The organism is Streptomyces sp. SID13666, assembly GCF_010548325.1.
Taxonomy (GTDB): Bacteria; Actinomycetota; Actinomycetes; order Streptomycetales; family Streptomycetaceae; genus Actinacidiphila; species Actinacidiphila fildesensis.
On the sequence record NZ_JAAGLX010000005.1, the window covers coordinates 37,942 to 59,708 of the forward strand.

Here is a 21,767-nt window from a genome sequence, read left to right on the forward strand (position 1 = left end):
AGGTTCACCAGGGGACGGTTCCGGCCCCGGGCCTGGCCACGTGAGCCGTTCCAGGACCAGCGTTCTCCCGCCGAAGACCACAGGAAGAAGACCGGGACGCGTCAGAGGGTGTGACCGGATTCGTCCACCGGGAGCGGGAGCCCATCGTGCCGATCCCGTGAGGCGCGCTCTTTGCCGACGTGGGTGCTTACCGCGCCCCGACGACAGAGCCGACCGTGGTCAGGCGTTGGTCGAGGCGTCCAGATCGCGCTTCAGGTTGCGGAGCGTCCTGTCGATGTTGCGGACCTGGAACGCGGCGAAGGTGTGGCCGCCGGTGGCGACGCGGTCGAAGGCGTTGGCCACGAAGGTGGGCCACGAGCGGCGGTCGTCCGTCCAGGTCTCCGTCACCTTGGTGCCGGTTCCGGAGTCCTCCAGGCGGTACTCCCAGGAGGCGATGGGGGCGGACAGACGGGGACGGCGCAGCCCGATCGCATGGACGCGAAAGGCGAAACGGCGGCCGGGATCGGAGGCGGTCACCGTGCAGCGGGTGGTCCAGCGGAACGGGCCGCGCTTGTTGTGCCCGTCGAAGACGAGACCGACGGGCGCGCACTCGTCCTCGCCGGAGAGGGTCGCGCCGAGGTTCTCGGGGCTCCACCGTCCCATCTGCGCGGGCCGGCTGACCTGTTCGTACACGGTCGACGCGGCGGCCTCGATCAGGATGCTGCGCGACACGGTGAACGTGCGGGCCATGGGAACTCCATTCGTCGGAGCCTGACCCTACTCGCCAGTAGCGAAGGTGTCACCATCGTCAGGCACTCGCGCAACGAAGCGGGAGGCATTCCGCGCTCAGCCGGGGGACATGCCCCGTTCGACGTCGACGAAGTAGCGCATCCGGTACTCGGTCGGCGCCACGACGATGTGAGGGCACGCGCGTCGCAGTTCCTCCACCAACGGCCACATGGTGGCCGTGGAGAGGTGGGGTGCCTTGTACGTGGTGTGGGACACCTTGCCCACCTCCAGGAGCAGCGCCATCTCGTCGGTCTCCTCCCGCTCGTCGTCCTCTCCCGCGTCCACCATGACTCTTGAGACGCTTCCCACCTGCAGCGGGCGCACCGCAGTCACCGCGTCCAGCGGGTAGGAGCGGGGGCGCCCGTACCGCTGCCGCAGCACCAGCCGTCGCCGGGCACCCGTCTCCACCCGCACATCGACCACCGACCTCCAGGTACGCACCCATTCGCGTCCCGAACATCCGATCCCGTAGATGACGCAGGGCACGAGCAGGAAGGCCACCACCGGCAGGACGAACGAGAACAACACCGTCAGCGGGAGCAACACGCAGACGGTGACGGCTCCTTCCTCGAAGACCCACGGCTTCTTGTACGGCGCCTGCCAGCGGAACACCACGGTTCGCGTGTCATCCATCCACACAGGATCCGCGCCCACCCCACCGAGCACCACCCTTCAGGGCGCCGGACGTCCGGCCAACTCGGGCCGGACGTCCGGTCCGACCGGCGCCGGCCCGGAACTCACGGTGTGCTGGAGCCGGGGCGCGCGAGGCCGGTGGCGAATGCGGCGATGTCGGCGACGACGCGCTCGGGCTGTTCCCAGTGGACGACGTTGCCCGCGCCTTCGTAGGTGAGCAGACGTGTGCCGTGGATGGCGTCCAGGATGGCCTGCTGGTCGCTGCGCGGGAGAAAGTCGTCCTGGTCGCCCCAGATGACGAGCGTCGGCACCAGGATGCCTGCGAGCGTCGCGGCGAGGTCGGCTTCGAGCAGTCCGTGCAGGGTGTCCTTCCAGACGCGGGCGGGGACCTTGAGACGCTCGTCGATCATGGTCTCGATGAGTCCTCTGGCAACGGGGCGGGCCATGATGCCGGACAGGGGGGTCTCGACGAATGCGCGGGGGACAGGGTCGGAGAGGCTTTGGACCGTCTCGTTCATTTCGGCCGTGGTGGGTTTGTCCGCGAGCGTGGCCGGGACGCCGATGAGGACCAGTCCGGAGATCCGGTCGGGGTGGCTGCCGGCGACGATCCGGGCGGTGACCCCGCCGGTCGAGGATCCGACGAGAAGAGTGCGCTCGATGCCTACGGTGTCGAGGAAGGACACCAGGTCCGAGGCGAAATCCTCCGGTGTGTATCCGTCGGGGGGACGGTCGGCGTCGCCGTGGCCGCGCTGGGTCGGCGCGTAGCCGTGCAGGGACGCCGGGAGGCGTTGCAGCAGGGGCTCGAAGGACCACCAGGAGTCGGAGAGCCCGTGCACGAAGACCACCGGTGTGCCACCGGGATAGCCCGCCTCGGCGTAGGGCAGGGTGACGCCTCCCCGCACCACGGCGGACTTCAGGGAGATCACGGTCATGACAGCCTGCCTCCCTCCGCTCGGCCGCCCCGGTCCGCGCTCCGGGCGTGGGAAGCGAGCGGCGATCCCTTCCGACACTACCGATCAACGGTATGAGCCGCTCTGCGACAGTGGGTGTCCGACGAGGGTGAGGGCCCCTCCTCCGGGGCGGGCGGCGCTGCGGTCACGCGGGGCCGGTGACGTGTCGCGAGGATCTCCTTGGGGCTCCTGACCTGGGGATTCATCGCCCGGTTCCCTGGAAACAGCGGCTGAAGCCCATGAACTCGGTGACGGTCGGCTGGTCCTGGTCCGTGGTGCACCTGTTGGCTGGAGCAGCCGGCTTCCGTCTGGTCTGATACGGGCAACGAAGTCCGGTTCCGCGGACAACGCATCGCGGCCCACCGCGAGCACCGGCGGGTCGCCCGACGCAGGGAGACGACCATGGACCGGACGGCCCCGGAGGACGCGGACGAGGGTGACAGCGTGCTGCGCGCCTGGCGGACCATCGCGCCGCTGATGGATCTGATCACCCCCATGGCCCTGCGGGCAGCCGCCACGCTGCGCCTCGCCGACCTGATCGCCGACGGCTCCGGGCAGATCGACGAACTCGCCCGGCGCTCGGAGGCCGATCCGGACGCGCTCGGCCGGATGCTGCGGCACCTGGTGTGCCATGGCGTCTTCACCGAGCCGGAGCCAGGGCACTTCGCGGTCAACGAGATCGCGGAGCTGTTGCGCTCCGGGCATCCGGCGGAACTGCGGCGCGGGCTCGACCTCGACGGTTTCGGCGGCACGATGGATCTGGCGTTCGCCGGCCTGCTGCACACCGTCCGCACCGGGGAGCCTGCCTGGGAGACGGTCTTCGGCGCCCCGTTCTGGCCTTATCTGGCGGCCAATCCGCGGATGGGCGCCTCCTTCGACGCCAACATGTCGTCCAGGGCCGCTTTCGTGACGGACGAGGCGGGAGGCTACGACTGGTCCGCGGTCCGGCGTGTGACCGATGTCGGCGGGGGCACCGGCGCCCTGCTCGCCGAGCTGCTCGAAACCCACCCGGACTTGCGGGCCACTCTGGTCGACCTTCCGGCGACCGCCGAGCGGGGCCGGGAGTTCCTCGCCACGCGCGGGCTGACGGACCGGTGCGAGGTCGTCGGGCAGAGCTTCTTCGACCCGCTGCCGGCCGGTTCCGATGTCTACGTCCTTCGACGGGTGGTGCACGACTGGGACGACGCGCAGGCCCGCGCCGTCCTGCGCAGGTGCGCGGAGGCGGCCGGGGAGCGCGGCCGGGTCGTCGTCATCGAGGGGCACGGTACGTCCGGCGACGATCCGGCGGGCTTCGCGGAGATGGACCTGCGCATGCTGGTGTTGGCGGGCGGCCGGGAGCGGAGCGTCGACGAGTACTCGGCCCTGGCGGCCGGCAGCGGGCTGCATGTCGCGGGCGTCCGCACGACACCACTCGGCCACGTGGTCCTCGACTGCGTCCCGCAGTCCGCTGCCGCAACGGGTGGTGCGTGAGGAGCTCGGCGTCGGGGGAGTCCGCGAGCGGCGACCGCGGGCTGTTCGCTACGGCACGCGGGTGAAGGAGCGGCGGTAGGAGCGGGGTGGCACACCCCGGCGGCGCACGAACTGTGCACGCAGTACGGCGGCGCTGCCGTAACCGACCCGGTGGGCGATCTCCTCGACCGGCAGGTCCGTGGTCTCCAGGAGCTCCTCGGCGCTGCTCAGTCGCAGGCTCCGCAGCCAGGCGTGCGGGGTGGTACCGGTCGCGGCGGCGAAGCGGCGGGCGAAGGACCGTTTGCTCATCACGGCGCGCCGGGCCAGTTCCGCGACGGGAAGCGGCTCGTGGAGGTGTTCGCGGGCCCAGGCGATCACCTCGGTGAGGCGTTCGTCCTGGCAGTCCTCGGGGACGGGGGCTGCCAGGTACTGGGCCTGCCCGCCGTCCCGGTGGGAGGGCAGCACCATGTCCCGCGCGACGGCGTTGGCCATCGCGGCCCCGTACTCCCGCCGCAGTAGATGCAGGCACAGGTCGAAGCCCGCGGCCGCTCCCGCACCCGTGGTGATCCGCTCTTCGTCGATGTACAGGGCGTCGGGTTCGACGGCGACATCCGGGTAGCGGCGGGCCAGCAGTTCGGCGAACCGCCAGTGCGTGGTGGCCCGTCGGCCGTCGAGCAGTCCGGCGGCGGCGAGCGCGAACGTGCCGACGCAGTGGGCCGCGACCAGCGCGCCGTTCTCGTGCGCGGCCGACAGCGCGTCGAGCACCGCGGGTTCGAGCGGCGTGCGGAAACCGGCCCACGGCAGGGCGATGACGAGATCGGCCGCGGCCAGGCGGTCCAGGCCGTGCTCGATCAGGAGCGGCACGCGGAGGTCGGTGGGAACCGGCCCCGGCCGGTCGCTGCACAGGGCGAAGTCGAAGCCGGGCAGCCCCTCCCCGTGCGGGCCGAACACCTCCGTGACGATGCCGAGGGCGAGCATGCCGACACCCGGCGGGACGTACGCGGCGACAGTCACGAAAGGCGGCACAGGAGCAGTGTCGCATCTGTGGCACGAATCCTGCGATCAGGGGCAGCAGTGCCACTCGTGAGCGGCCGGCCGGCCCGGAAGGATTGGGGGCATGACAGACGCACCGCTCGGCCGCAGCGCCGTGTACACGATCCTGACTACCGGCTACGTCGGCTCCACAGGCCCCGGAGTCGCCGCCACCGTCTCCTACATCACCGACGGCGAACGGCATGTGATCTTCGACCCGGGCATGGTGGCGAGCCGCGACCGTATCCTCGACCCGCTCGCGGAGCTGGGCCTCGGCCCGGACGACATCACCGACGTGGTGCTCAGCCACCACCACCCGGACAACACCATGAACGTGGGCCTGTTCGGACGAGCCCGGGTCCATGACCACAAGGTGGAGTACCTGGGTGACCAGTGGACGAACCGGGACGCGGAGGGCTACGAACTCACCCCGTCGCTGCGGCTGATCCGCACGCCGGGACACAGCCCCGAGGACATCACGCTGCTGGCGGGCACGGATTCGGGAGTGGTGGCGTTCGCGGGCGACCTGTGGTGGCACTCGGAAGGCCCGGCGGACGACCCGGTGGCCCCGGACCGCGACGTACTGCGCGCCTCCCGGCTCCGGGTCCTGGCCGCCGCGGACCTGATCGTGCCCGGCCACGGTGGCCCGTTCACGTCCGACGACACCGCGCCGCGCTAGCCGCATCATCGGGCCCGGCGTGTCCGTCGTGCCCGTCGTGCCCGATTCAGCAGTGGCTGGACCGGGTACGGGCCGCGGCGTCCAGGTGCTGCAGGTGGTGCCAGCGCGCGGTGTCGTAGCCCTCGGCATCGCGCCAGGGGGACACCGCTTCGCACAGCAGGTTCCAGTCCCGCTGAATGTCCAGGCAGCGGTCGAGGGCCTCGGCGGCCGCCTCGCCGGGCCGGGCCGAGCGCTGCTCCAGATGGTGACGCAGCGACGACATCAGATGGTGCGTCACGTTGACCAGCCCCAGGGTGGCGCGCTGCTCCTCGGGCTGGCCCCGGTGCCGGCTGGCCAGGGCCTTGAGCCGGTCGTCGAGGAAGGCGGCCAGGGCGTCCACGTCGGCGGCGGAGATGTCGTCGGCGTAGTGCAGGGTGCGCTCGGGTTCTGCGGGCTCGGCAGACTCGGCGGGCTCGGTCACGTGCAGCGGTTCCCCTCGGTCACGGGCGCCGGTCCGACAGGGCGTCATATCCGGTTTGTTGCCTCGGGTATGGGATGTTATCCGAGGTGTGAGCGCTCAGGCGGAGGGTCTGACGACAGCTTCTGCGTCGGTCGCGGCGTCGCGCATGCTATTTTGTGAGCGATCGTTCAACTACGAGGAGCGGTGATGGGTCGTCAACAGGTGTGGGACCGGGGGGAGGTACTGGCCTCCGCCATGGGGCTGTTCCGCCGTCGTGGATACCTCGGCGCCTCGCTGCGCGACCTCGAAGAAGCGACCGGGATGCACCCGGGCAGCTTGTACCGCGCGTTCCAGAGCAAGGAGGGGTTGTTCAGTGCCGCACTGGACGCCTACAACGAGCAGGTGGTCGAGGGCAGAGTCCGCCTTCACCTGCTCGACACGCAGGACCCGGTGGCCGGCATCCGCTCGTTCTTCACCTCGGCGTTCGACGCGAACCCCGGCCCGGAACCCGATCCGGGGTGCCTGCTCACCAACACCGCGGTGGAGTCCTACACCGTTCCGCAGGCCTCGGAAGGCGTACGCCGGGGGCTGGAGACGATCGAGTCGGGTTTCGCCGACGCACTGACGCGCGCCCGCGCCCAGCAGCTCCTGCCGGCGGAACTTGACGTCGAGGTGTCGGCCGTCCAGCTCCTGACCCTCTACCAAGGCCTCCTGGTCCTCGTCCGCTCCGGTACGGCCGCCGCCAAACTGCACGCCATCACCGACGGGGCCCTGGCCTCGATCGGCGCCGGGCAGGCCAAGACACCCCAGCAAGCCAACGCATCAAGAATGAGGAACAACGATGAGTGACCAACAGCAGCTCTGGAACGACTACGCCGCGTGTTGGTCGGCCGACCCCGCGATACGGCTCACCGCGCTCGGCGCGGTCGCGGTGGACGACGTCGCCTACCGGGACCCGGGAACCGAGGTCGGCGGTCTGGCCGAACTGGACGCCTACATGAACGGCTTCGCCGGGGCGTTCCCCGGACATCGCTTCCGCATCGACGAGGTCTTCGACCACCACGACCGGTCGCTGGCCCGCTGGACCCAGATCGGACCGGACGGCGGGGCTTTCATGTCAGGCGTGAGCAGCGCGGTGCACCGTAATGGCCGCCTCGCCGACGTGACCGGGTTCTTCCTTCCCGCCTGAGCGCGTCACGCGGCCTGATGGGAACGCCCTTCCGGGTGAGCTCGGCGACCACCTGTTCCAGGTGCGGGACCCGGTCAAGGTGTTGCCGGCCCGGGCCGGCCCAGTTCGGAGCGGACGTCAGGTCAGGTCAGGACCTTTTGGGTGTGTTCCCAGGCGTGGTCGCTCAGTAGCGGCCGCAGCCGGGTGAGCAGACCCAGCAGGTCGTCTCCCGATTCTGCGGGGAAGGCCGGGTTGATGGCGGCAAGGTCCAGTTCGTTCGCCGCGGTGAGTTCGGCGAAGTCCCGCCGTTGGTGCGGGCCGGGGAGGAAGCTGCGCCCGGTGAACCTGTCGCGGAACGTCCCGCTCTCGCTGGTGAGGGTGCGGTAGGAGGCCTTCCGGTCGCAGCTGGCGTAGAAGTACACGAGCTCCTCCGCGCCCGCTCCGATGCGTCGGACCAACTCGCCTCGGGACTCCAGCGGCAACAACGCCGTTGCGAATCCGTCGGTTCCGTAGAAGGCGTGGCACAGGCCGGCCAGTTGCAGATCGCGCCGGGCGCCCCATGCCTTCAGCAGCCGGCTGACCCGTAGGAGATGCTTCAGCAGCGTCCCTCCGGGATGCTCGATCTCTGCCGCACCCAAGGTGCGCATGAATGCGACGGCATCACTTACGGCGTTGTCCCGCGCCGGACCGTGTCCGGTCGGCGCTGACGCTGCGTTCTCCATCGACAGCTCCCTTCGGACGGTCGGGTCGGCACCCTTCCAGCGCCCGGGCGAGGGTCCGGACCCTCGCCCAACCGCTGGGCGGGTTGCCGCCCTGGTACCGGAAGCGATCGTCGTCCGCGACAAGACCCAAGTCAATCCTCTGATTTGCTTGCAACTCCCCAAGCGATACCTTGAATCGCGTGACTCTTGACGACCTCCGTGTCTTCGTCGCGGTGTGCAGAACAGGCAATCTCAGCGCCGTCGCCCGGGACCTTTCGTGCACGCAGTCGGCGGTGAGCCAGCACGTCAGGCGACTGGAACGGGAACTGGGCCTCAGCCTGCTGGAACGGCATCCCCGAGGTGTCGCACCCACCGCTGCCGGACGCATCCTCCACGAGGCGGCCTGCGACGGTATCGGCGGCATCGACCTGGCACTGCGCCGACTGCGGGACCTTGCACGTGGGGACGGCGGATCGGTACGGATCACGACCGGTGCCACGACCGTCCGGCACTTCATGTCCGAGGCCGTCGTCGCTTTCAGGCAGCGCTTTCCCCAGGTGAGCCTGGAATTCCAGACCGAGACCTCCAGCCGCAGTTGCTTCGACGCACTCGCCGCCAACGACCTGGACCTTGCCTGGATCACCATCGGTGCCGCCGTCCGCGGCATCGAACAACGTCCCGTCGTCGAACTGCCCTGGGTGCTGGCCGTCAAAGCCGACGATCCGCTGGCAGCCAAGAACCGCATCGAGCCCGCCGATCTGGCGTCCGTCCAGCTCATCCGGCTCCCCGAGAACTCGACCTCGCGCGCCCATCTCGACACCTGCTTCGCCGAGTTGGGGATCCAGCTGGCGTCCGACACCAGTGTCGCCGACTGGGACACCGCGATCCTCCTCGCGGAACTGGGACTCGGCCATGCCGTCGTGCCCGCCCTTCCCGGCTGGAGCGGGCCCAGCCACCCCGGACTCCGGCTCATCCCGATCCCGGTACTACCCGCCCTGTCCGCCGGATGGGCCGTGCGCCGCTGGGACGCCCTGAGCCCGCTGGCCCGCACCTTCGCCGACACCGTCGCCCACAACTGCACCCCCTGGCCGACGGGCGCCGCGCTGGGGGCGTCGCCGTGCACGGCGGCGCAGGTGACGGAACCGGTCAGGAATAGAGAAGCGCCGGCCGCACCGCCACGCCTAGCGTGAAGCCATGTCCTCCATCGAATCCATCACCCTTGACGTGGCCGACCCCAAGGCCGCCACCCACTTCTACACCGCCGCCTTCGGCCTGGACACCCAGGTGCTCCTGCGGGCCTCGGAGGCACCCACGACCGGCTTCCGCGGGTTCACACTGTCGCTCACCGTGTCCCAGCCGGCCAACGTCAACAGCCTCATCGACGCCGCCGTCGAAGCCGGTGCCACGCCGCTGAAGCCGGTCACGAAGTCCCTCTGGGGCCACGGCGGCGTCGTACGGGCCCCGGACGGGACGATCTGGAAGGTCGCCACCTCGGCGAAGAAGGACACCGGCCCGGCCACCCGGGAAATCGACGACATCGTGCTCCTGCTGGGAGTCACGGACATGGTCGCGGGCAAGCGGTTCTACCTCGACCGCGGCCTGACCGTGGCGAAGAGCTTCGGCCGCAAGTACGTCGAGTTCGCCACCCCGTCGAGTCCCGTCAAGCTCGCGCTGTACGGGCGCCGTGCCCTCGCCAAGGACGCGGGCGTCCCCGTGGACGGCACCGGCTCGCACCGGCTCATGATCGGCACCGATGGCGGGCCTTTCACCGACCCGGACGGCTTCGCATGGGATGCAGCATCGGCCTGACCCGGGGCGCGCACCACACATGCGATGCGGCCCGATTACGGGGCAGGACAACTGCTCAGCAACCGTGGACGGTTGTGGTCGGTGCGGGCGGCCGGACCGGTCAGGAATCGAGAAGCGCCGCCCACCGGACCGCAACTAGCGTGAGCGCCATGGACATCACCATTCACTCGACGTTCCTCCCGCACGACGACCCGGACGCCGCCCTGGCGTTCTATCGCGACATCCTCGGCTTCGAGGTCCGCAACGACGTCGGATACGGCGGATTGCGCTGGATCACCGTCGGGCCCGCCGACCAGCCCGGCACGTCCATCGTCCTGCACCCGCCGGCCGCGGACCCCGGGGTCACCGACGACGAGCGGCGCACCATCACCGAGATGATGGCCAAGGGCACCTACGCCATCATCACCCTGGCCACCGCCGACCTCGACGCCACCTTCGAACGGCTGCAGGCCGATGCCGAAGTCGTCCAGGAGCCGACCGAGCAGCCGTACGGGGTGCGCGACTGCGCCGTCCGCGATCCCGCGGGCAACCTGATCCGCATCAACGAGATCCGCTGAGACGAGACCGATCTCCGGTGCGACCTCACAAGGTGCCCCTGGCGCTCCGACGCCTCGTCCCCCACGCCTACCGGCCCGTCCTCGCCCACCAGGTGTTCCGGCGACTGATCCTCGGCTTCGCGGTCTCGTATCTCGGGGACGGGATGAGCTTCGTCGCGGTCGCGTGGCTCGCCATCGAACTCGCGCCGCAGGCGACCGCGGGGCTGTGGGTCGGCGGCGCGGTGGCCGCCTATACCCTGCCCGGCGTGATCGGCGCCCTGGCGTTCGGTCGCCGTCTGCGCCGGATGCCGGCCAAACGGCTGCTGCTCGCCGACAACGTGGTGCGCGGTGTGTTCCTCGGCGCCGTACCGCTGGCGTGGCTCGCCGGGCTGCTGACGCTGCCGCTCTACCTCGGGCTGCTGGCCGTCTCGTCGCTGCTGCACGCGTGGGGGAGCGCGGGAAAGTACACCCTGCTGGCCGAGCTGCTCCCCGACGAGCAGCGACTCGCCGCGAACACCCTCGTCAGCTCGCTCGGCTTCGCCGCCACGATCGCCGGGCCGGCGATCGCCGGTGTGCTGGTGGCGTACGTCAGCTCCGCGCTCGTGCTCGGCCTGGACGCTCTCACCTACGTGTTCCTCGCCGTGCTCGTCGTCCGCACCCAGTTGCCGGCGTCGGGGCACGTTTCCCCCGTCGACCAGGCGGCCGCCCGCGGTGGGCTCGCGGCGCTGCGGTCGTACCCCGAACTGCTCGGGCTGCTGACGCTCACCTGGTTCTTCAACCTCCTGTACGGTCCCGTCGAGGTCGCCCTGCCGCTCCACGTCACTGCCGACCTGCACGCACCGGGAACGCTCCTCGGCCTCTACTGGATGCTGTTCGGCATCGGCGCGCTGCTCGGCGGGCTCACGGTCGGCGGACTGCGGCGGCTGCCGCTGTGGCCTGTGACCGTGTCTATCGTGGTGACCTGGGGACTCTGCCTGCTGCCGTTCGGGTTCGACGTGCCGACGGCCGTCACCGTCGCGTGCTTCACGCTCGGCGGCGCTGTCTACGGACCGTTCGTGGCCCTCTCGGTGACGCTCATGCAGGAGAAGTCGCCCCCGCAGAACCTCACCGCGATGCTCGCGGCCCGGAGCGCGGCGCTGCTCACCGCATCGCCGCTCGGCACAGCACTCGGCGGACCGCTCACGACAGCGCTGGGCCCGCGAGCGACGCTCGGCGGCTCAGGACTCGCCACGGTGGCGCTCGGCACTGTTGCCTGCGCCCTGCTGCTGGCTCGGCGCCGAGGGTCTACTCCAGCAATACCGCCGGTTCGGCGCGCACGACCTCGGCCGCCATGTCCTACGGATTCTCGTCGTCGATCATCGTGATCGTGGCACCGCCCGTCTCCGAGAGATCGCGGTCGGCGGTGTAGGGCGCCCAGGCGGCGAGTTGCCCGGGCTCGGTCTGCGCGGCCCACACCTTCTCGGTGGGGTGGCGCAGGTCGCGGGTGAAGACCAGCGTCCAGCGGCCTTCCGTCGCCTCGCAGTCGGCCTGGGCCAGGGGGCTCGGGCGGGGGCGGGAGCCCGCCGACCGAGATAATTCGGAGGTGGTCATGGACCCCGGCTGCGTAGGCTCCCCCCATGGCAAGCTCAGAACTATGGCGGATCAACGCCTTTTTGTCGGACTTCGTCCGGCGTCAGGCTGCGCGCACCGTCTCCCTCCCGGGAGGCTTCGCCGTACTGGACGACGCTTTCGCACACTCCCGCGCGAACAACCAGGTCGTCATCGACCAGTCGTCGGTCGACCCCGAGGCGCTGCCCGCCATCGCCGACGAGGCGCTGGCGCATCTGCCGCACCGCATGATCTCCGTGCTCGACGACGCGGTCGGGACAGCGTGCGCAGAGCCGCTGCTCCGGGCCGGATACACCCAGTCCACCCATCTGGTCATGCTGCACACCGGCTCGGTGCCGGCCGACGGCCGGGCGGAGGAGGTGGACCTCGACGCACTTCGCCTGCCGCTCACCCGGCGCTGGCGGGGCTTCCTGCCGGACGTCGACGACGAGGTCATCCGCCACCTCGTCGACCGACGTGAGGCCCGCCGCCGTGGCGCCGACGTCGTGCAGTTCATCGGTGCCCGCATGGAGGGAGGCGAGGTCGCCTCCTGGGCAGATCTCTATCTGGATCCGGCATCAGGCATCGCCCAGATCGAGGACCTGATCTCCTCGGAAGCCCACCTCGGGCGCGGATACGCGAACGCGGTCCTGGCCACCGCCCTGCGCCGGGCCGCCGACGCGGACTGCGATACGCGGTTCCTGACCGCCGACGCGGTGGACTGGCCGCGTCATTGGTACGAGCGCCACGGCTTCACGGCCATCGGCCAATCGCACTGCTTCGACCGCGGCTGATCGTGGGCATGGACATCAACTGCCGGCGCCGCTCCGGTTGCCTGCCGGCGGACGCTTTGCAACGCTCTACTGCGCAGTGATCCGCAGCACCCCTGTGGTCGTCCCCTGGAGCACCACCCGGCCCGGTGCGATGGTTCCGGCCATCTGGAGGGTGTCGAAAATGAAGCCTGCGCCCAGGTACTTGGTGCGCACCACCTTGCCGGTTTCCGGGTCGATCTCGCCGTAGTAGTAGGGGTCGAGGATCGAGGTTCCGTTGGTACCGGGGATGACGGGGTTCCGGATGACCGTGTGGATCATCCTGTCGCTGGTCGACAGGCGCGGCACCGCTGCTGAGCGCACCCTGTTGTCCCATGTGAGGTCGCAGCCCGAGCCGTCGGCCCGGACGTCGACGCGGGAGAAGCCGCCGTGGAAACTGTCGGAGGCGGGCACGCCGGCGCCCGCGTCGGCGGGGAGTTTCGGGTAGGGGTAGCCGTAGGTGCCGGCGACGAAGACGGAGTTGCCGGCGGCGATGGGGGAGTTCTCGCTGCCGCTGCCGCCCGCCTTGAGCACGGGCACCGAGCAGACCGGTTCTCCGGTGGCCGCGTGTCGTCCACAGGAGTGCAGTCGGTTGCGCTCACCAGCGCGTAATCCCGCCAACCGAGCATATGGACAACGGCATCGCCGGTGCGCAGCGGGCTGTCGGCCGGAGCGGCCACCACCTCGCCAACGGCGGGACCGAAGAGCGTGTCTCCGCTGCGCAGCGGCGGGAGGGGCAGGTCGTCACCGTCTGCGCCGATGAGGGTGCGCAGGCCCGGGAAGACCAGGAAGTGCCGGTTCCTGACGAGGACTTGGTCCGGACCGGGCTGGGACAGCGGCGTCGTGGCGACGGTGAAGTGTTCTCGCGTGGGCAGTCCCTCAGGGACGGCGGCGAGGCGGACTTCGCGAGCGGTGCGGGGGAGGGATGCGGTCATGGTCGAGCTCCGTGGGCAGGTCGGGGCAGCGGAACGTGAAGCGTCCGCAGCCGGGGCGCGGTGACGCTAACCCCTGACCCGCACGTCAGGGTCAAGCCGGTCCTTGCCGTTGCCCACCGCGGGCCGACCATCCGAGGTCACTGTCGGCTCCTCGGCACCGGCGACGGATAGCGCGTGAAACGCACCACCCATTCCACGCGGCGACGACAGGCAGAAATGCCCTTGTCCGCCACTGCGGCACCCCACTACCGTGCCGATGTGGATCTCTTCTCACGCTCCTGGGCGGCGTTGCGCACGGCGGTCGCCGAACTCCCGGACGAGGCGTTCGCACTGCCGTCCGGTTGTACCGGCTGGCTCGTACAGGACCTGGTGTGCCATCTGGTCATCGACGCCCAGGACGTTCTGATCACCCTCGTCACCCCCGCCGAAACAGAGCCGACCCGCGACGCGGTGACCTACTGGGACGTCGCCGAGACCCCGCCGACCGGCGACGACCCGCTCGACGCGCTGACCGTGCGGCTGGCCGCCGCGTACGGGGAGCCGTGGCTGCTCAAGTTCCATCTCGACGACGTCGGCTCCGCCGCCGGCCGCGCCGCGGAACTCGCCGACCCGGGCCTTCGGGTCGCGACCCGCGACCAGGTCCTCACCGTGGCGGACTACCTTTCCGTCTACGTCCTGGAATGGACGCTGCACCATCTCGACCTCGTCGCGCACCTCTCTGACGCGGCGGAACCGCCCGCGGAGGGGCTCGCACGGTCCCGCGAGATGCTGGAGAAGATCGCCGGGGCCGCGTTCCCCGCATCGTTCTGCGACACGGACGCGCTGCTGGTCGGCACCGGACGGCGTGCCCCGACCGACGAGGAGAAGGCCGAACTGGGCGAGCTGGCCGCGAGACTTCCGCTCATCCTCGGTTGATCGTCCAGCTGGGCGCCCAACTGAGCGGGACCTTCGGTTCGGGGCGGACGAGAGCTGGCTTGTCCCCGGCTATGCCCATCAGGTAGAGACGGAAGTCGGCCGGGATACGGCTCTGGTCATGGATCGCCGCCCGCGGCCGCCCCAGATCCCCCGCGGTTCCGTGGGCCTCGTCGACGACCGTGAGGTCGAAGGGGGCCATGGCCTGCCCGTACAACAACTCGCCACCTGCCAGCGCCAGCTCCAGGGCCCTCGCACCTTCCGAAGGCCTCGGGGTCCGTCGGGCTCTCCCGGTCCACCAGGGACGCGTACGTGGCGAACACGACGACAGGACCGGAGCCCACCCACGAGGCCAGCCGGACCGGATTCGTGGTGCCGCGCACCCCGAGCCGCTCCAGAACCTCGTCCGACTCCAGCGAGCACACCGTGACCATCGGGCCGCGGTGGCCGATGGTGCGCCACACGGCGGCGGTCTGCACCAGCAGGGCCAGCGTGGGGACCATGACCAGGATCCGGCCGTCCCGGAAGCAGTCCAGTGCGGCAGCCGCGGCCGTGCAGGTCTTCCCGGATCCGGTCGCGGACACGACCGTGGCTCGAGCACCGTTGGGCACGGCCGACGGTGCAGGAAACCCCAACCACTTACGGATACGGGAATTCGCTTCAACCTGGTGTTCTCGAAGCTGAATCACTAACACCTTTCAGCGGTCACTGAACACACCCGGCGCCCTTGGCCGTCCCCGGGTCAGGACGACCGTCCGCCGAACTGCCAGTTGTGCACCTCGATATCGGCGTACCGGTCCTGGGTCAGGACGGCGCGGGCCGTGTCCGGGTCCGGTGCCCGGACCAATGCCGCCGTGCCCAACCAGGTGTCGCCGTCGTCGGACAGCAGTGGCCCGTAGGCGATCAGCTCCTCCTGGTCGGTCGGTACGGCGAGGTCGGCGGCAGGCCCCGTGCCAAGACCGAGCACCAGGTACCGGTTGCCACCGGTCCGGCCGCCGGGGAAGTCCCACATGGTGCGCCCCAGCGCGTTGCGCCACCGTCGCAGCAGCACATCCCGGTACACGCCCGCCTGGTAGCCGGGCTCGTCGAAGGCGAACGCGCGGGCGGCGGCGGGATCGGGAAGGTCGACGATGTGCATGCTGCCGGTGGGTGTGTCGCCGTCGCCGTCGAGAGTCGGGCCGCGGGCGATCAGCTCCTTCGCGTACCGGTCCATATAGGACCAGTGCTCTTCCAGCAGCTCGTCGCGCAGCGCTACGGAGTCGGGCCGGTCGCGGTGGTAGCAGAAGAACTCCATGCCCCAGGGTCTCGTCAAGGAGGCCATCAGGTCGAGGGGGTTTCACTGCGAGAGTGGTGGGGCGGAGCGGATGTCGGGCTTCTCCTCGATGCCCCTGACGGAGCAATGCCCGGTGGGTCAGACTGCCTGCATGGATCAGGGGGTCGCCGCACTCGTCGGCGCGGTCATCGGTGCGGCGGGCGCTGCCGCGGCGGCCCTTGTCACGGTGCGGTTGAGCCTCCGTGGCATGCTGACCCAACTGCAGCAGCAGCGGGCGCAGTTCGAACAGCAAGGACTCGCGGACCACGTGCGGGTCCGCCGGGACTCCCGCAGAGGCGCGTACGCGGCCTACGCCGCGTGCTTCTACACCTTCATGGAGATCGTGGCTCGCATCCATGAGATCGCCGAGACGGGCGACACGCGAGCGGCCCTCGCCCTCATTCACGGCGAGGCCGCCGCCGCGCATGCTCAGCTACTGCGCGCCCGCTCGGTCATATCGATCGAAGGCCCCGACTACGTCATCGCGGCGGCCGAAGCCGTCGGTGACCGCGTCCACATCTGGATGGAGATGCCCCTACGGATCGCCGGCGCCTCGCGGCAGTCGCTCCGGACGTCGGACTACGCGTCGATGGAAACCGGATTCCACACCGCTTTCCGCACCTTCACGGAAGCCTCCAACCGGGCCCTTGACGACGAAGGTTCCTGGTCCGCCGCCTGACCCGGACCCGATGGCCGGGCAGTCCCGCATGAAGCGCCAGGGCGCCCCATCGCCCGTACGACCCCGGGCCACACAGCAACAGCCGTGCGGCCCGAGCCGGGGGTGAGAGTGCGCCGGGCTCAGTACGCCGAGTCGACGTTGTCGATCGAGCCGTAGTTGGCGGCCGCGTAGTTGCACGCGGCGGTGATGTTGGCGACCGGGTCGTAGATGTCCATCGAGGTGCCCTCGACGTGGTAGGCCTGGAAGGTCGGGTCGATGACCTGGAGCAGGCCCTTGGACGGGGTGCCGGCCGCGGCGTTGGAGTCGGTCAGGTTGATGGCCTGCGGGTTGCCCGAGGACTCGCGGATGATGTTGCGGTAGATGCCGTCATAGGTGCCGGGTATGCCGTGGGCGGCCATGACGGCCAGCGATTCCTTGATCCAGCCGTCGAGGTCGTCGGTGTAGTTGCCGGCCGAGGGTGTGGCCGACGCGCCGGCGGTCGGCTTCGCACTGGCAGTGGGCTTCGGCGTCTGCGATCGCGCGGCGCGCTCTGCGGAGTCCTGACGCTTCTGCGCGGCCTCCTCGGCACGCTTGCGGGCCTCGGCCTTGGCCCGGGCCTCCGCTTTTCTGGCGCCCTCGGCCTTTCTGATGGCCTCGGCCTTCTTGCGGCCCTCAGCCTGCGACCGTGCGGCCGCCTGCGCCTGCGAGCGGGCCCTGGCTTCGTTCTCGGCCGTCTGCAGATTCTGCCGGGCGATGCCGGCCTGCTGAGCCATGACGTGGTTCGCGGGCACCAGGTCGCGCCCGAGCGCGGCATCCGACGCGGACGCGTTCTGCGCATCGGCCTCCGGAGTTCCTGGCAGCACGGTGCAGGCGATGGTCGCCGTCACAGCGGCAGCCGACGCGGTGGCAACGACGGCAACGCGAGTCCGATTCGGTCGTTTCCGGGCGTGTTTGCCCATGACTGACCCCATCTCTCCGGGTGTGCGAGTGGCCTCAACGGGCAGAAATGGGACGGAAGTTCTGCGGGCGCACTCTTCGGTTGGGGGAGATGTCTAGCGTCAGGTAAAACGACTCAGCAACCACCCTTGCTACTAATCGGCATCGTTGGCCGCTGAAACCGTAGCCGATTCCCGCCATATCCTCGCCAGGCGTACTGGAGGAATCGACCACTATCCAGAGTCGTATGTGGCGTGCGTCATATGACGAGGCTCACACTGGGCTCGGCGATTGCCCTTCTGTCCGCCAGAGTGGGACAAAAGCACCTGCCGTCCACGTCGATCCGTACTGCGGAGCAGGTCGCCGGCAGGATCACATCCGGCATCGGATGAGGCCGCCGAATTTGCCGGGTCAGCGGCTGCGTAGATCGCGGGCGAGCTGTTTCCGGCCCTCGTCCGAGAGCACTTCTCCTCCTTCGGAATCCTGACTTCGGAATCCGCGATGCCGCTCAGAAACCGAGACCAGGGCGACCTGCTCGCCCACGCACTCGAACGTGGCCGAACCAATGACTACGGGAGCAGAACTGCACAGCGCGCACGAGCGGCCCGGCGACACTCCACGGGCGGCGCAACATCCCCGGTCCCAGGGCTGACGCTGTCTCAGAAAGGGACCAAGTGAACCGCACTCACTTCCATGGGCCCGTCCTCCCGGGCGGCAGAGCGAGTCAGCGCATCAAGGGCCGGTGTTCCGGGACCAGACCTGCTGGATCGCTCTGTAGTCGATCACCACAATTCCCTCCTGGCGGAGAACTTCATGGGCCTGTGGCGATGTCAGGAACTCATGATCCGTTCGGCGCACCAGCCAGCCGTCATCCACGGCTTGTGACTCCTGGCCGCCGAGGCCGGGATGCACCGCCCATTCATTGAGGCCGGCCGGCAGATCGTGCAGCAACTGTTCGTATCGGGCGGCCTTTCCCGCGATGTCGAGGGAAAAGCTGTCCAGGAAGTCGTTGTCGATCACCGGCCGGCCTAGGCTCCGTACCGTCCGACGCCCGGGAGCAAGCCAGACCCGCACCGCAAGGCCGTACTCTGCAGCCAGTCCTACGGTCAGGTCGAGAATGTCATCGCGACCTCCGTCGGCCAGGCAATGGAAATCGAGATGGGTCGGCGTGAGTCCTCGGTCGGCGACGGCATTGATCTGTGCGCGGAGCTCGAGTTCGACTTCGTCAAGCCGGGCTTGGCCGAGCAGGGTCGCCCGTCCGGCGGGCGTCGGTGCGAACAGCTCCCCTTCCTTGTTCAGCAGGGAGGGCACCTTCTCTCGCGCGGTGATCGGTGCCCACCGGGAGTGGGTCACCTCGCAGACCAAGGTGAGGTGGATGCCGAATGCCATCCCGGGTCGTCGGCCGAGAAGTTGCATGGCGTGCGGTGCCGACGGGCACAGGGCCATCAGACTGCAGGAACTGGCGATTCCCTGCTCGATCGACTCGACCACCGCGGTGTTGATTTCGGGGTACATCCCGAAGTCATCGCAGTTGACGATCAGCAGTCGGGCATCAGGCGGAAACCCCAGCAACTCACTCGACTGAAGAGAAGGCGGGACGACGGAGGGGCTGAGAGCATCTGCATCCATGCTCGCAGTGTGAGACCCGGGCAGGGCATCGCGCACGGGGATTTGGCTGCTCTCGGAGATCCCGGCGACAGCGTGGTTCGTTGGAGAATGCGACGGTGCGGTGCAGACGGCGTCGGGGAGCGCTGAGGGCAGCGATGTCGTGCGCGGGAAGGTGGTCGGCGACTATGCGGAGGTCGCGAGGATCTCCCGGATGACGTGTCGGGCGTTGGCTGAAATGATCGGATTGGTCGTCCGGTAGTAGGGCAGTTGGATGACTGCCATGGAGAGCGCCCAGCCCCGGCTGCGGGCCCAGGTCGCGTCGTCCACGGCCACCGTTTCGCGATACACCCGCCGCGCGGAGGCGGGCAGCAGGTTCCAGGCGGGGATGAGGTCGGTGGCCGGTTCGCCCATGCCCACGGTGCCGAAGTCGATGACTGCCGAGACGCGGTCGCCGGCGAGCAGCAGATTGCTCGGCATGAGGTCGGAGTGCGTCCAGCAGGCCGGGCCAGTCCACAGCGGTGCCGCGAGTGCCTTCTCCCAGGCCGCGGCGATCTCGTCGGCGTCGAAGGGTTCGTCGGTGCGGCGCAGCGCCTCGATCGCCGCCCGCATCTCTTGGTCTTCGGCGATCAGCGGTTCGCCCCGGTGCGCAGGCGGGCCGTCGGGGAGATCGATCGTGCGAATGGCGACTGCGAACTCCGCGAGGGAGCGGGCCACGAGCTCGGGCTCGGCCAGGTCACCTTCGGCCGGGTTACGGCCGTCGATCCACCGGTGTACCGCCCAGGGCAGGGTGTATCCCTCTCCCGGGGTGCCGGTCGCCACTACTTCCGGGATCGGCAGTGGCAGCAGCGGTGCCAGCCGGGGGAGTAGCCGCGCCTCCATCGCGATGGCCTCGGCGCCGCCGGGGCGCAGTGGCAGCCGTACGGTCAGGTCCTCACCGAGCCGGTAGATGGCATTGACGGTGCCTCCAGAGGCGAGTCGGGTGATCGGCAGGTTCGCCCACTGGGGGAACTGCGCACGCAGCAGGCGCCGAACCAGGTCGGCGTCGGTCTCCGCTTCGTCCGCGTGCATCGTGCCCATGCCCCTACCAGATCTCTCGGTTCCTACCAGGATCGTTCCCCGCCAGGATCACCGTATTGCGGGCGTCATGAGCGCGAACCGCAGATGTTTGTGCTCCCCATCTGCTCCCCAGGCCCCGTCGACTCTTCCAGAAGCCGTCCGCACGCCGCCGCTCGCTCATCAGTCAGAACTTCCAACGGCACGCGGCGGACGGTCACCCCCCGGCCGGGCAATTCACCGGATCTCCCCGAACCTCCACAGCAAGGCCCGCGGGAGCAGCGGCAAGAGCAGGAACCGTAGGAATACCGGAGATCCGAGCCCGGGTTGCCACGGGCAGGACGATCACAGGAGGACATGCCATGCGGGCAATCGGATGCGAAGTCAACGGCGGGCCCGAGGTTCTGCGCACCGTCGAGGTGCCGACCCCGGAAGCCGGCCCTGGAGAAGTACTCGTCCGCGTGGCCTAGGCAGGAGTGAACTACGCCGAAGTGCAGCACCGCCTCGGTGACTTCGGCCCGCCGACCCGCTCGACATCCCGGCATGGAGGCGTCCGGGCACATAGCCGCGGTCGGCGCGGGTGTCACCGGACTCGCCGTCGGGGACCCCGTCGCCGTATACCTTCCCGAAGGCGGGGGCTACGCCGAATACGCGGTCGCCCCAGCCCGCTTCGCCTTTCCGCTGAGCACGCCTGCGGGCGAGATCGACCTGATTGACCGCAGGCGGAGCCGCACTCGTCCTGCCCACGGCCTACGGCATTCTCGCCGAGGCGGCGCGGCTCCGCGCCGGCGACTCCGTCCTGGTCCATGCGGCGGCAGGAGGCGTGGGTTCCGTCGCCGCCCAGATCGCACGTGCCCTCGGCGTGGCCACGGTGTACGGCACGGTCAGCAGCATCGACAAGGCCGAGTACGCGAAGCGTTTCGGCTACGACGCGGTGTTCCGGCGCGACGGCCTTCCCGACGCGGTGCGGGACACGACCGGCGGGCGGGGCGTGGACGTGATTCTCGATCCGGTCGGCGGTCTCACGCGCCTGGCGAGCCTGGACGCGCTGGGTCCCTTCGGTCGCGTCGCCGTCTACGGTGAAGCCACTCGCCACTCCGACCTGAACCTGCCGATCCTGGGGCTGTGGAAGAACAATCGCGCTCTGACGGGCTACAACATCGGTGACGTCTCCCGTCGGGCCCCCGACCTCCTGCGCACGCACGCTCCGGCAGCACTCGAACTTGTCGCCGTCGGAACCTGCACTCCCTACCGCAACTTCCCGACCCGGGAGGCACTGATCGAGGCGGCGTACCGCAATGAAGTGGCCCGGCTGTGCGACGCCGTCCCTGGTCGCCTCTCGGAGATGTCGCCGCCCGAGGCTCTGCGTGCGTGGACCCGCCGCCTCATCGACTACGCGACTGCCAAGTTCGGCATGGCGGACGCCCTGCGAGCCGTCGTCGCCTCGGGAACCAATCCCTATGCCGACAGTCACGAGGTGATTCAAGCCGCCCTGACCGCCCTCATGGACGCCGGCACTGCTGCCGGAGCGATCCGGTCCGACATCAGCCCGACCGACATGTTCGCTGCCCTCGCCGGCATCGCCCTCACCTCGGCCAGGCCCGAGCAGCGAGAGCAGGCCGAACGCCTCCTCGCCCGCACCCTGGACGGACTGAAACCCGTGCAACCGCCGCTCCCCGAGAACTGACCGAGGAACCGGGAGGAAGCCAGCGGCCTCGCCGCCCGAAGGTCGTAGGGGCGCGCCGTTGTGTGAGCGCATTCGCATCGGGGGCACCACAACCTTAAGGAAAGTT

Annotated in this window: 22 protein-coding genes and 5 pseudogenes; 13 read left to right on the forward strand and 14 right to left on the reverse strand. The window is 69.6% G+C overall.

Annotation, left to right across the window (positions count from 1 at the left end; genetic code table 11):
* Positions 1–219 precede the first annotated feature (219 nt).
* The 3 genes from G3I60_RS10730 to G3I60_RS10740 all read right to left on the reverse strand — a co-directional run bounded on the left by G3I60_RS10730 (position 220) and on the right by G3I60_RS10740 (position 2,333).
* Positions 220–729, reverse strand: a complete 510-nt coding sequence (locus G3I60_RS10730) for an SRPBCC family protein (RefSeq protein ID WP_138352058.1) — start codon at positions 727–729, stop codon at positions 220–222.
* A gap of 96 nt (positions 730–825) precedes the next feature.
* Complete coding sequence (locus G3I60_RS10735; RefSeq protein ID WP_164607046.1) at positions 826–1,401, reverse strand: hypothetical protein; 576 nt, start codon at positions 1,399–1,401, stop codon at positions 826–828.
* Positions 1,402–1,505: 104 nt separating this feature from the next.
* Positions 1,506–2,333 carry an alpha/beta fold hydrolase gene (locus G3I60_RS10740; protein ID WP_164607048.1) on the reverse strand — a complete coding sequence of 276 codons (828 nt, stop codon included), beginning with the start codon at positions 2,331–2,333 and terminating at the stop codon, positions 1,506–1,508.
* 420 nt (positions 2,334–2,753) lie between these two features.
* Between G3I60_RS10740 and G3I60_RS10745 the strand changes: the two genes are divergently transcribed.
* On the forward strand, positions 2,754–3,821 hold the full coding sequence (locus G3I60_RS10745) for a methyltransferase (RefSeq protein WP_164293130.1): 1,068 nt from the start codon (positions 2,754–2,756) through the stop codon (positions 3,819–3,821).
* A 48-nt stretch (positions 3,822–3,869) separates the two neighbouring features.
* Here G3I60_RS10745 and G3I60_RS10750 read toward each other — a convergent pair whose 3' ends face one another.
* Positions 3,870–4,778 (reverse strand): GlxA family transcriptional regulator, encoded by a 909-nt coding sequence (locus G3I60_RS10750; RefSeq protein WP_164607089.1) that lies wholly within the window; start codon positions 4,776–4,778, stop codon positions 3,870–3,872.
* A 139-nt stretch (positions 4,779–4,917) separates the two neighbouring features.
* Between G3I60_RS10750 and G3I60_RS10755 the strand changes: the two genes are divergently transcribed.
* Positions 4,918–5,511, forward strand: coding sequence for an MBL fold metallo-hydrolase (locus tag G3I60_RS10755; protein WP_138352054.1), 594 nt, complete (start codon positions 4,918–4,920; stop codon positions 5,509–5,511).
* Positions 5,512–5,557: 46 nt separating this feature from the next.
* On the opposite strand, the gene G3I60_RS10760 is transcribed toward G3I60_RS10755, so the two are convergent.
* Positions 5,558–5,971 carry a hypothetical protein gene (locus G3I60_RS10760; protein WP_138352053.1) on the reverse strand — a complete coding sequence of 138 codons (414 nt, stop codon included), beginning with the start codon at positions 5,969–5,971 and terminating at the stop codon, positions 5,558–5,560.
* A gap of 186 nt (positions 5,972–6,157) precedes the next feature.
* Between G3I60_RS10760 and G3I60_RS10765 the strand changes: the two genes are divergently transcribed.
* Entirely contained in the window at positions 6,158–6,799 is a 642-nt protein-coding gene (locus tag G3I60_RS10765) for a TetR/AcrR family transcriptional regulator (protein WP_164293131.1), read from the forward strand.
* Positions 6,792–7,139 carry a nuclear transport factor 2 family protein gene (locus tag G3I60_RS10770; protein WP_164293132.1) on the forward strand — a complete coding sequence of 116 codons (348 nt, stop codon included), beginning with the start codon at positions 6,792–6,794 and terminating at the stop codon, positions 7,137–7,139. Before G3I60_RS10765 ends, G3I60_RS10770 begins: the two co-directional genes overlap by 8 nt.
* 122 nt (positions 7,140–7,261) lie before the next feature.
* Here the strand turns inward: G3I60_RS10770 and G3I60_RS10775 are convergent, their stop codons facing one another.
* Positions 7,262–7,765: a DUF6817 domain-containing protein gene (locus G3I60_RS10775; protein WP_164293133.1), complete on the reverse strand. Its 504-nt coding sequence runs from the start codon at positions 7,763–7,765 to the stop codon at positions 7,262–7,264.
* 254 nt (positions 7,766–8,019) lie between these two features.
* Here G3I60_RS10775 and G3I60_RS10780 point away from each other — a divergent pair, with 254 nt between their 5' ends.
* The 4 genes from G3I60_RS10780 to G3I60_RS10795 all read left to right on the forward strand — a co-directional run bounded on the left by G3I60_RS10780 (position 8,020) and on the right by G3I60_RS10795 (position 11,528).
* Complete coding sequence (locus tag G3I60_RS10780; RefSeq protein ID WP_164293134.1) at positions 8,020–9,009, forward strand: LysR family transcriptional regulator; 990 nt, start codon at positions 8,020–8,022, stop codon at positions 9,007–9,009.
* A 4-nt stretch (positions 9,010–9,013) separates the two neighbouring features.
* A complete protein-coding gene (locus G3I60_RS10785; protein WP_164607050.1) occupies positions 9,014–9,628 on the forward strand; it encodes a VOC family protein in 615 nt (204 codons plus the stop codon).
* A gap of 149 nt (positions 9,629–9,777) precedes the next feature.
* Positions 9,778–10,185: a VOC family protein gene (locus tag G3I60_RS10790; RefSeq protein WP_138352047.1), complete on the forward strand. Its 408-nt coding sequence runs from the start codon at positions 9,778–9,780 to the stop codon at positions 10,183–10,185.
* 17 nt (positions 10,186–10,202) lie between these two features.
* Positions 10,203–11,528: an MFS transporter gene (locus tag G3I60_RS10795; RefSeq protein WP_343240867.1), complete on the forward strand. Its 1,326-nt coding sequence runs from the start codon at positions 10,203–10,205 to the stop codon at positions 11,526–11,528.
* Here the strand turns inward: G3I60_RS10795 and G3I60_RS10800 are convergent.
* Positions 11,500–11,754 (reverse strand): hypothetical protein, encoded by a 255-nt coding sequence (locus G3I60_RS10800; RefSeq protein ID WP_164293136.1) that lies wholly within the window; start codon positions 11,752–11,754, stop codon positions 11,500–11,502. The genes G3I60_RS10795 and G3I60_RS10800 overlap by 29 nt on opposite strands.
* Positions 11,755–11,780: 26 nt before the next feature.
* On the opposite strand from G3I60_RS10800, the gene G3I60_RS10805 reads away from it, so the two are divergent.
* On the forward strand, positions 11,781–12,545 hold the full coding sequence (locus G3I60_RS10805; protein ID WP_164293137.1) for a GNAT family N-acetyltransferase: 765 nt from the start codon (positions 11,781–11,783) through the stop codon (positions 12,543–12,545).
* Between the two features lie 66 nt (positions 12,546–12,611).
* Here G3I60_RS10805 and G3I60_RS45285 read toward each other — a convergent pair.
* Together G3I60_RS45285 and G3I60_RS45290 are read right to left on the reverse strand one after the other, a co-directional pair.
* Positions 12,612–13,121 (reverse strand): annotated as a pseudogene (locus tag G3I60_RS45285) (hypothetical protein); the annotation flags it as partial.
* Between the two features lie 74 nt (positions 13,122–13,195).
* Positions 13,196–13,495 (reverse strand): annotated as a pseudogene (locus G3I60_RS45290) (NADP-dependent oxidoreductase); the annotation flags it as partial.
* A 258-nt stretch (positions 13,496–13,753) separates the two neighbouring features.
* Here G3I60_RS45290 and G3I60_RS10815 point away from each other — a divergent pair.
* Positions 13,754–14,410, forward strand: a complete 657-nt coding sequence (locus G3I60_RS10815) for a maleylpyruvate isomerase N-terminal domain-containing protein (RefSeq protein ID WP_164293138.1) — start codon at positions 13,754–13,756, stop codon at positions 14,408–14,410.
* A 79-nt stretch (positions 14,411–14,489) separates the two neighbouring features.
* On the opposite strand, the pseudogene G3I60_RS10820 reads toward G3I60_RS10815, so the two are convergent.
* Together G3I60_RS10820 and G3I60_RS10825 are read right to left on the reverse strand one after the other, a co-directional pair.
* Positions 14,490–15,102, reverse strand: a pseudogene (locus G3I60_RS10820) (DEAD/DEAH box helicase family protein); the annotation flags it as partial.
* Between the two features lie 47 nt (positions 15,103–15,149).
* On the reverse strand, positions 15,150–15,701 hold the full coding sequence (locus G3I60_RS10825; protein ID WP_164293277.1) for a YciI family protein: 552 nt from the start codon (positions 15,699–15,701) through the stop codon (positions 15,150–15,152).
* Between the two features lie 130 nt (positions 15,702–15,831).
* On the opposite strand from G3I60_RS10825, the gene G3I60_RS10830 reads away from it, so the two are divergent.
* Positions 15,832–16,398, forward strand: coding sequence for a hypothetical protein (locus G3I60_RS10830; protein ID WP_164293139.1), 567 nt, complete (start codon positions 15,832–15,834; stop codon positions 16,396–16,398).
* 119 nt (positions 16,399–16,517) lie between these two features.
* Here the strand turns inward: G3I60_RS10830 and G3I60_RS10835 are convergent, their stop codons facing one another.
* The 3 genes from G3I60_RS10835 to G3I60_RS10845 all read right to left on the reverse strand — a co-directional run bounded on the left by G3I60_RS10835 (position 16,518) and on the right by G3I60_RS10845 (position 19,989).
* A complete protein-coding gene (locus G3I60_RS10835; protein WP_244809698.1) occupies positions 16,518–17,264 on the reverse strand; it encodes a transglycosylase SLT domain-containing protein in 747 nt (248 codons plus the stop codon).
* Positions 17,265–18,045: 781 nt separating this feature from the next.
* Positions 18,046–18,942: a polysaccharide deacetylase family protein gene (locus tag G3I60_RS10840; protein WP_164293140.1), complete on the reverse strand. Its 897-nt coding sequence runs from the start codon at positions 18,940–18,942 to the stop codon at positions 18,046–18,048.
* Positions 18,943–19,104: 162 nt separating this feature from the next.
* On the reverse strand, positions 19,105–19,989 hold the full coding sequence (locus G3I60_RS10845) for an aminoglycoside phosphotransferase family protein (protein WP_164293278.1): 885 nt from the start codon (positions 19,987–19,989) through the stop codon (positions 19,105–19,107).
* A gap of 856 nt (positions 19,990–20,845) precedes the next feature.
* On the opposite strand from G3I60_RS10845, the pseudogene G3I60_RS46750 reads away from it, so the two are divergent.
* Positions 20,846–21,109, forward strand: a pseudogene (locus G3I60_RS46750) (zinc-binding dehydrogenase); the annotation flags it as partial.
* Positions 21,110–21,205: 96 nt separating this feature from the next.
* Positions 21,206–21,661, forward strand: a pseudogene (locus G3I60_RS45300) (TetR/AcrR family transcriptional regulator); the annotation flags it as partial.
* Positions 21,662–21,767 lie beyond the last annotated feature (106 nt).

Coding starts and splice junctions, on each gene's coding strand:
- G3I60_RS10745 (WP_164293130.1), top strand. CDS start 2,754: ATGGACCGGACGGCCCCGGAGGACGCGGACGAGGGTGACAGCGTGCTG.
- G3I60_RS10770 (WP_164293132.1), top strand. CDS start 6,792: ATGAGTGACCAACAGCAGCTCTGGAACGACTACGCCGCGTGTTGGTCG.
- G3I60_RS10805 (WP_164293137.1), top strand. CDS start 11,781: ATGGCAAGCTCAGAACTATGGCGGATCAACGCCTTTTTGTCGGACTTC.
- G3I60_RS10750 (WP_164607089.1), bottom strand. CDS start 4,778: ATGCTCGCCCTCGGCATCGTCACGGAGGTGTTCGGCCCGCACGGGGAG.
- G3I60_RS10790 (WP_138352047.1), top strand. CDS start 9,778: ATGGACATCACCATTCACTCGACGTTCCTCCCGCACGACGACCCGGAC.
- G3I60_RS10765 (WP_164293131.1), top strand. CDS start 6,158: ATGGGTCGTCAACAGGTGTGGGACCGGGGGGAGGTACTGGCCTCCGCC.
- G3I60_RS10800 (WP_164293136.1), bottom strand. CDS start 11,754: ATGACCACCTCCGAATTATCTCGGTCGGCGGGCTCCCGCCCCCGCCCG.
- G3I60_RS10730 (WP_138352058.1), bottom strand. CDS start 729: ATGGCCCGCACGTTCACCGTGTCGCGCAGCATCCTGATCGAGGCCGCC.
- G3I60_RS10775 (WP_164293133.1), bottom strand. CDS start 7,765: ATGCGCACCTTGGGTGCGGCAGAGATCGAGCATCCCGGAGGGACGCTG.
- G3I60_RS10825 (WP_164293277.1), bottom strand. CDS start 15,701: ATGGAGTTCTTCTGCTACCACCGCGACCGGCCCGACTCCGTAGCGCTG.
- G3I60_RS10830 (WP_164293139.1), top strand. CDS start 15,832: ATGGATCAGGGGGTCGCCGCACTCGTCGGCGCGGTCATCGGTGCGGCG.
- G3I60_RS10785 (WP_164607050.1), top strand. CDS start 9,014: ATGTCCTCCATCGAATCCATCACCCTTGACGTGGCCGACCCCAAGGCC.
- G3I60_RS10840 (WP_164293140.1), bottom strand. CDS start 18,942: ATGGATGCAGATGCTCTCAGCCCCTCCGTCGTCCCGCCTTCTCTTCAG.
- G3I60_RS10740 (WP_164607048.1), bottom strand. CDS start 2,333: ATGACCGTGATCTCCCTGAAGTCCGCCGTGGTGCGGGGAGGCGTCACC.
- G3I60_RS10845 (WP_164293278.1), bottom strand. CDS start 19,989: ATGCACGCGGACGAAGCGGAGACCGACGCCGACCTGGTTCGGCGCCTG.
- G3I60_RS10735 (WP_164607046.1), bottom strand. CDS start 1,401: ATGGATGACACGCGAACCGTGGTGTTCCGCTGGCAGGCGCCGTACAAG.
- G3I60_RS10755 (WP_138352054.1), top strand. CDS start 4,918: ATGACAGACGCACCGCTCGGCCGCAGCGCCGTGTACACGATCCTGACT.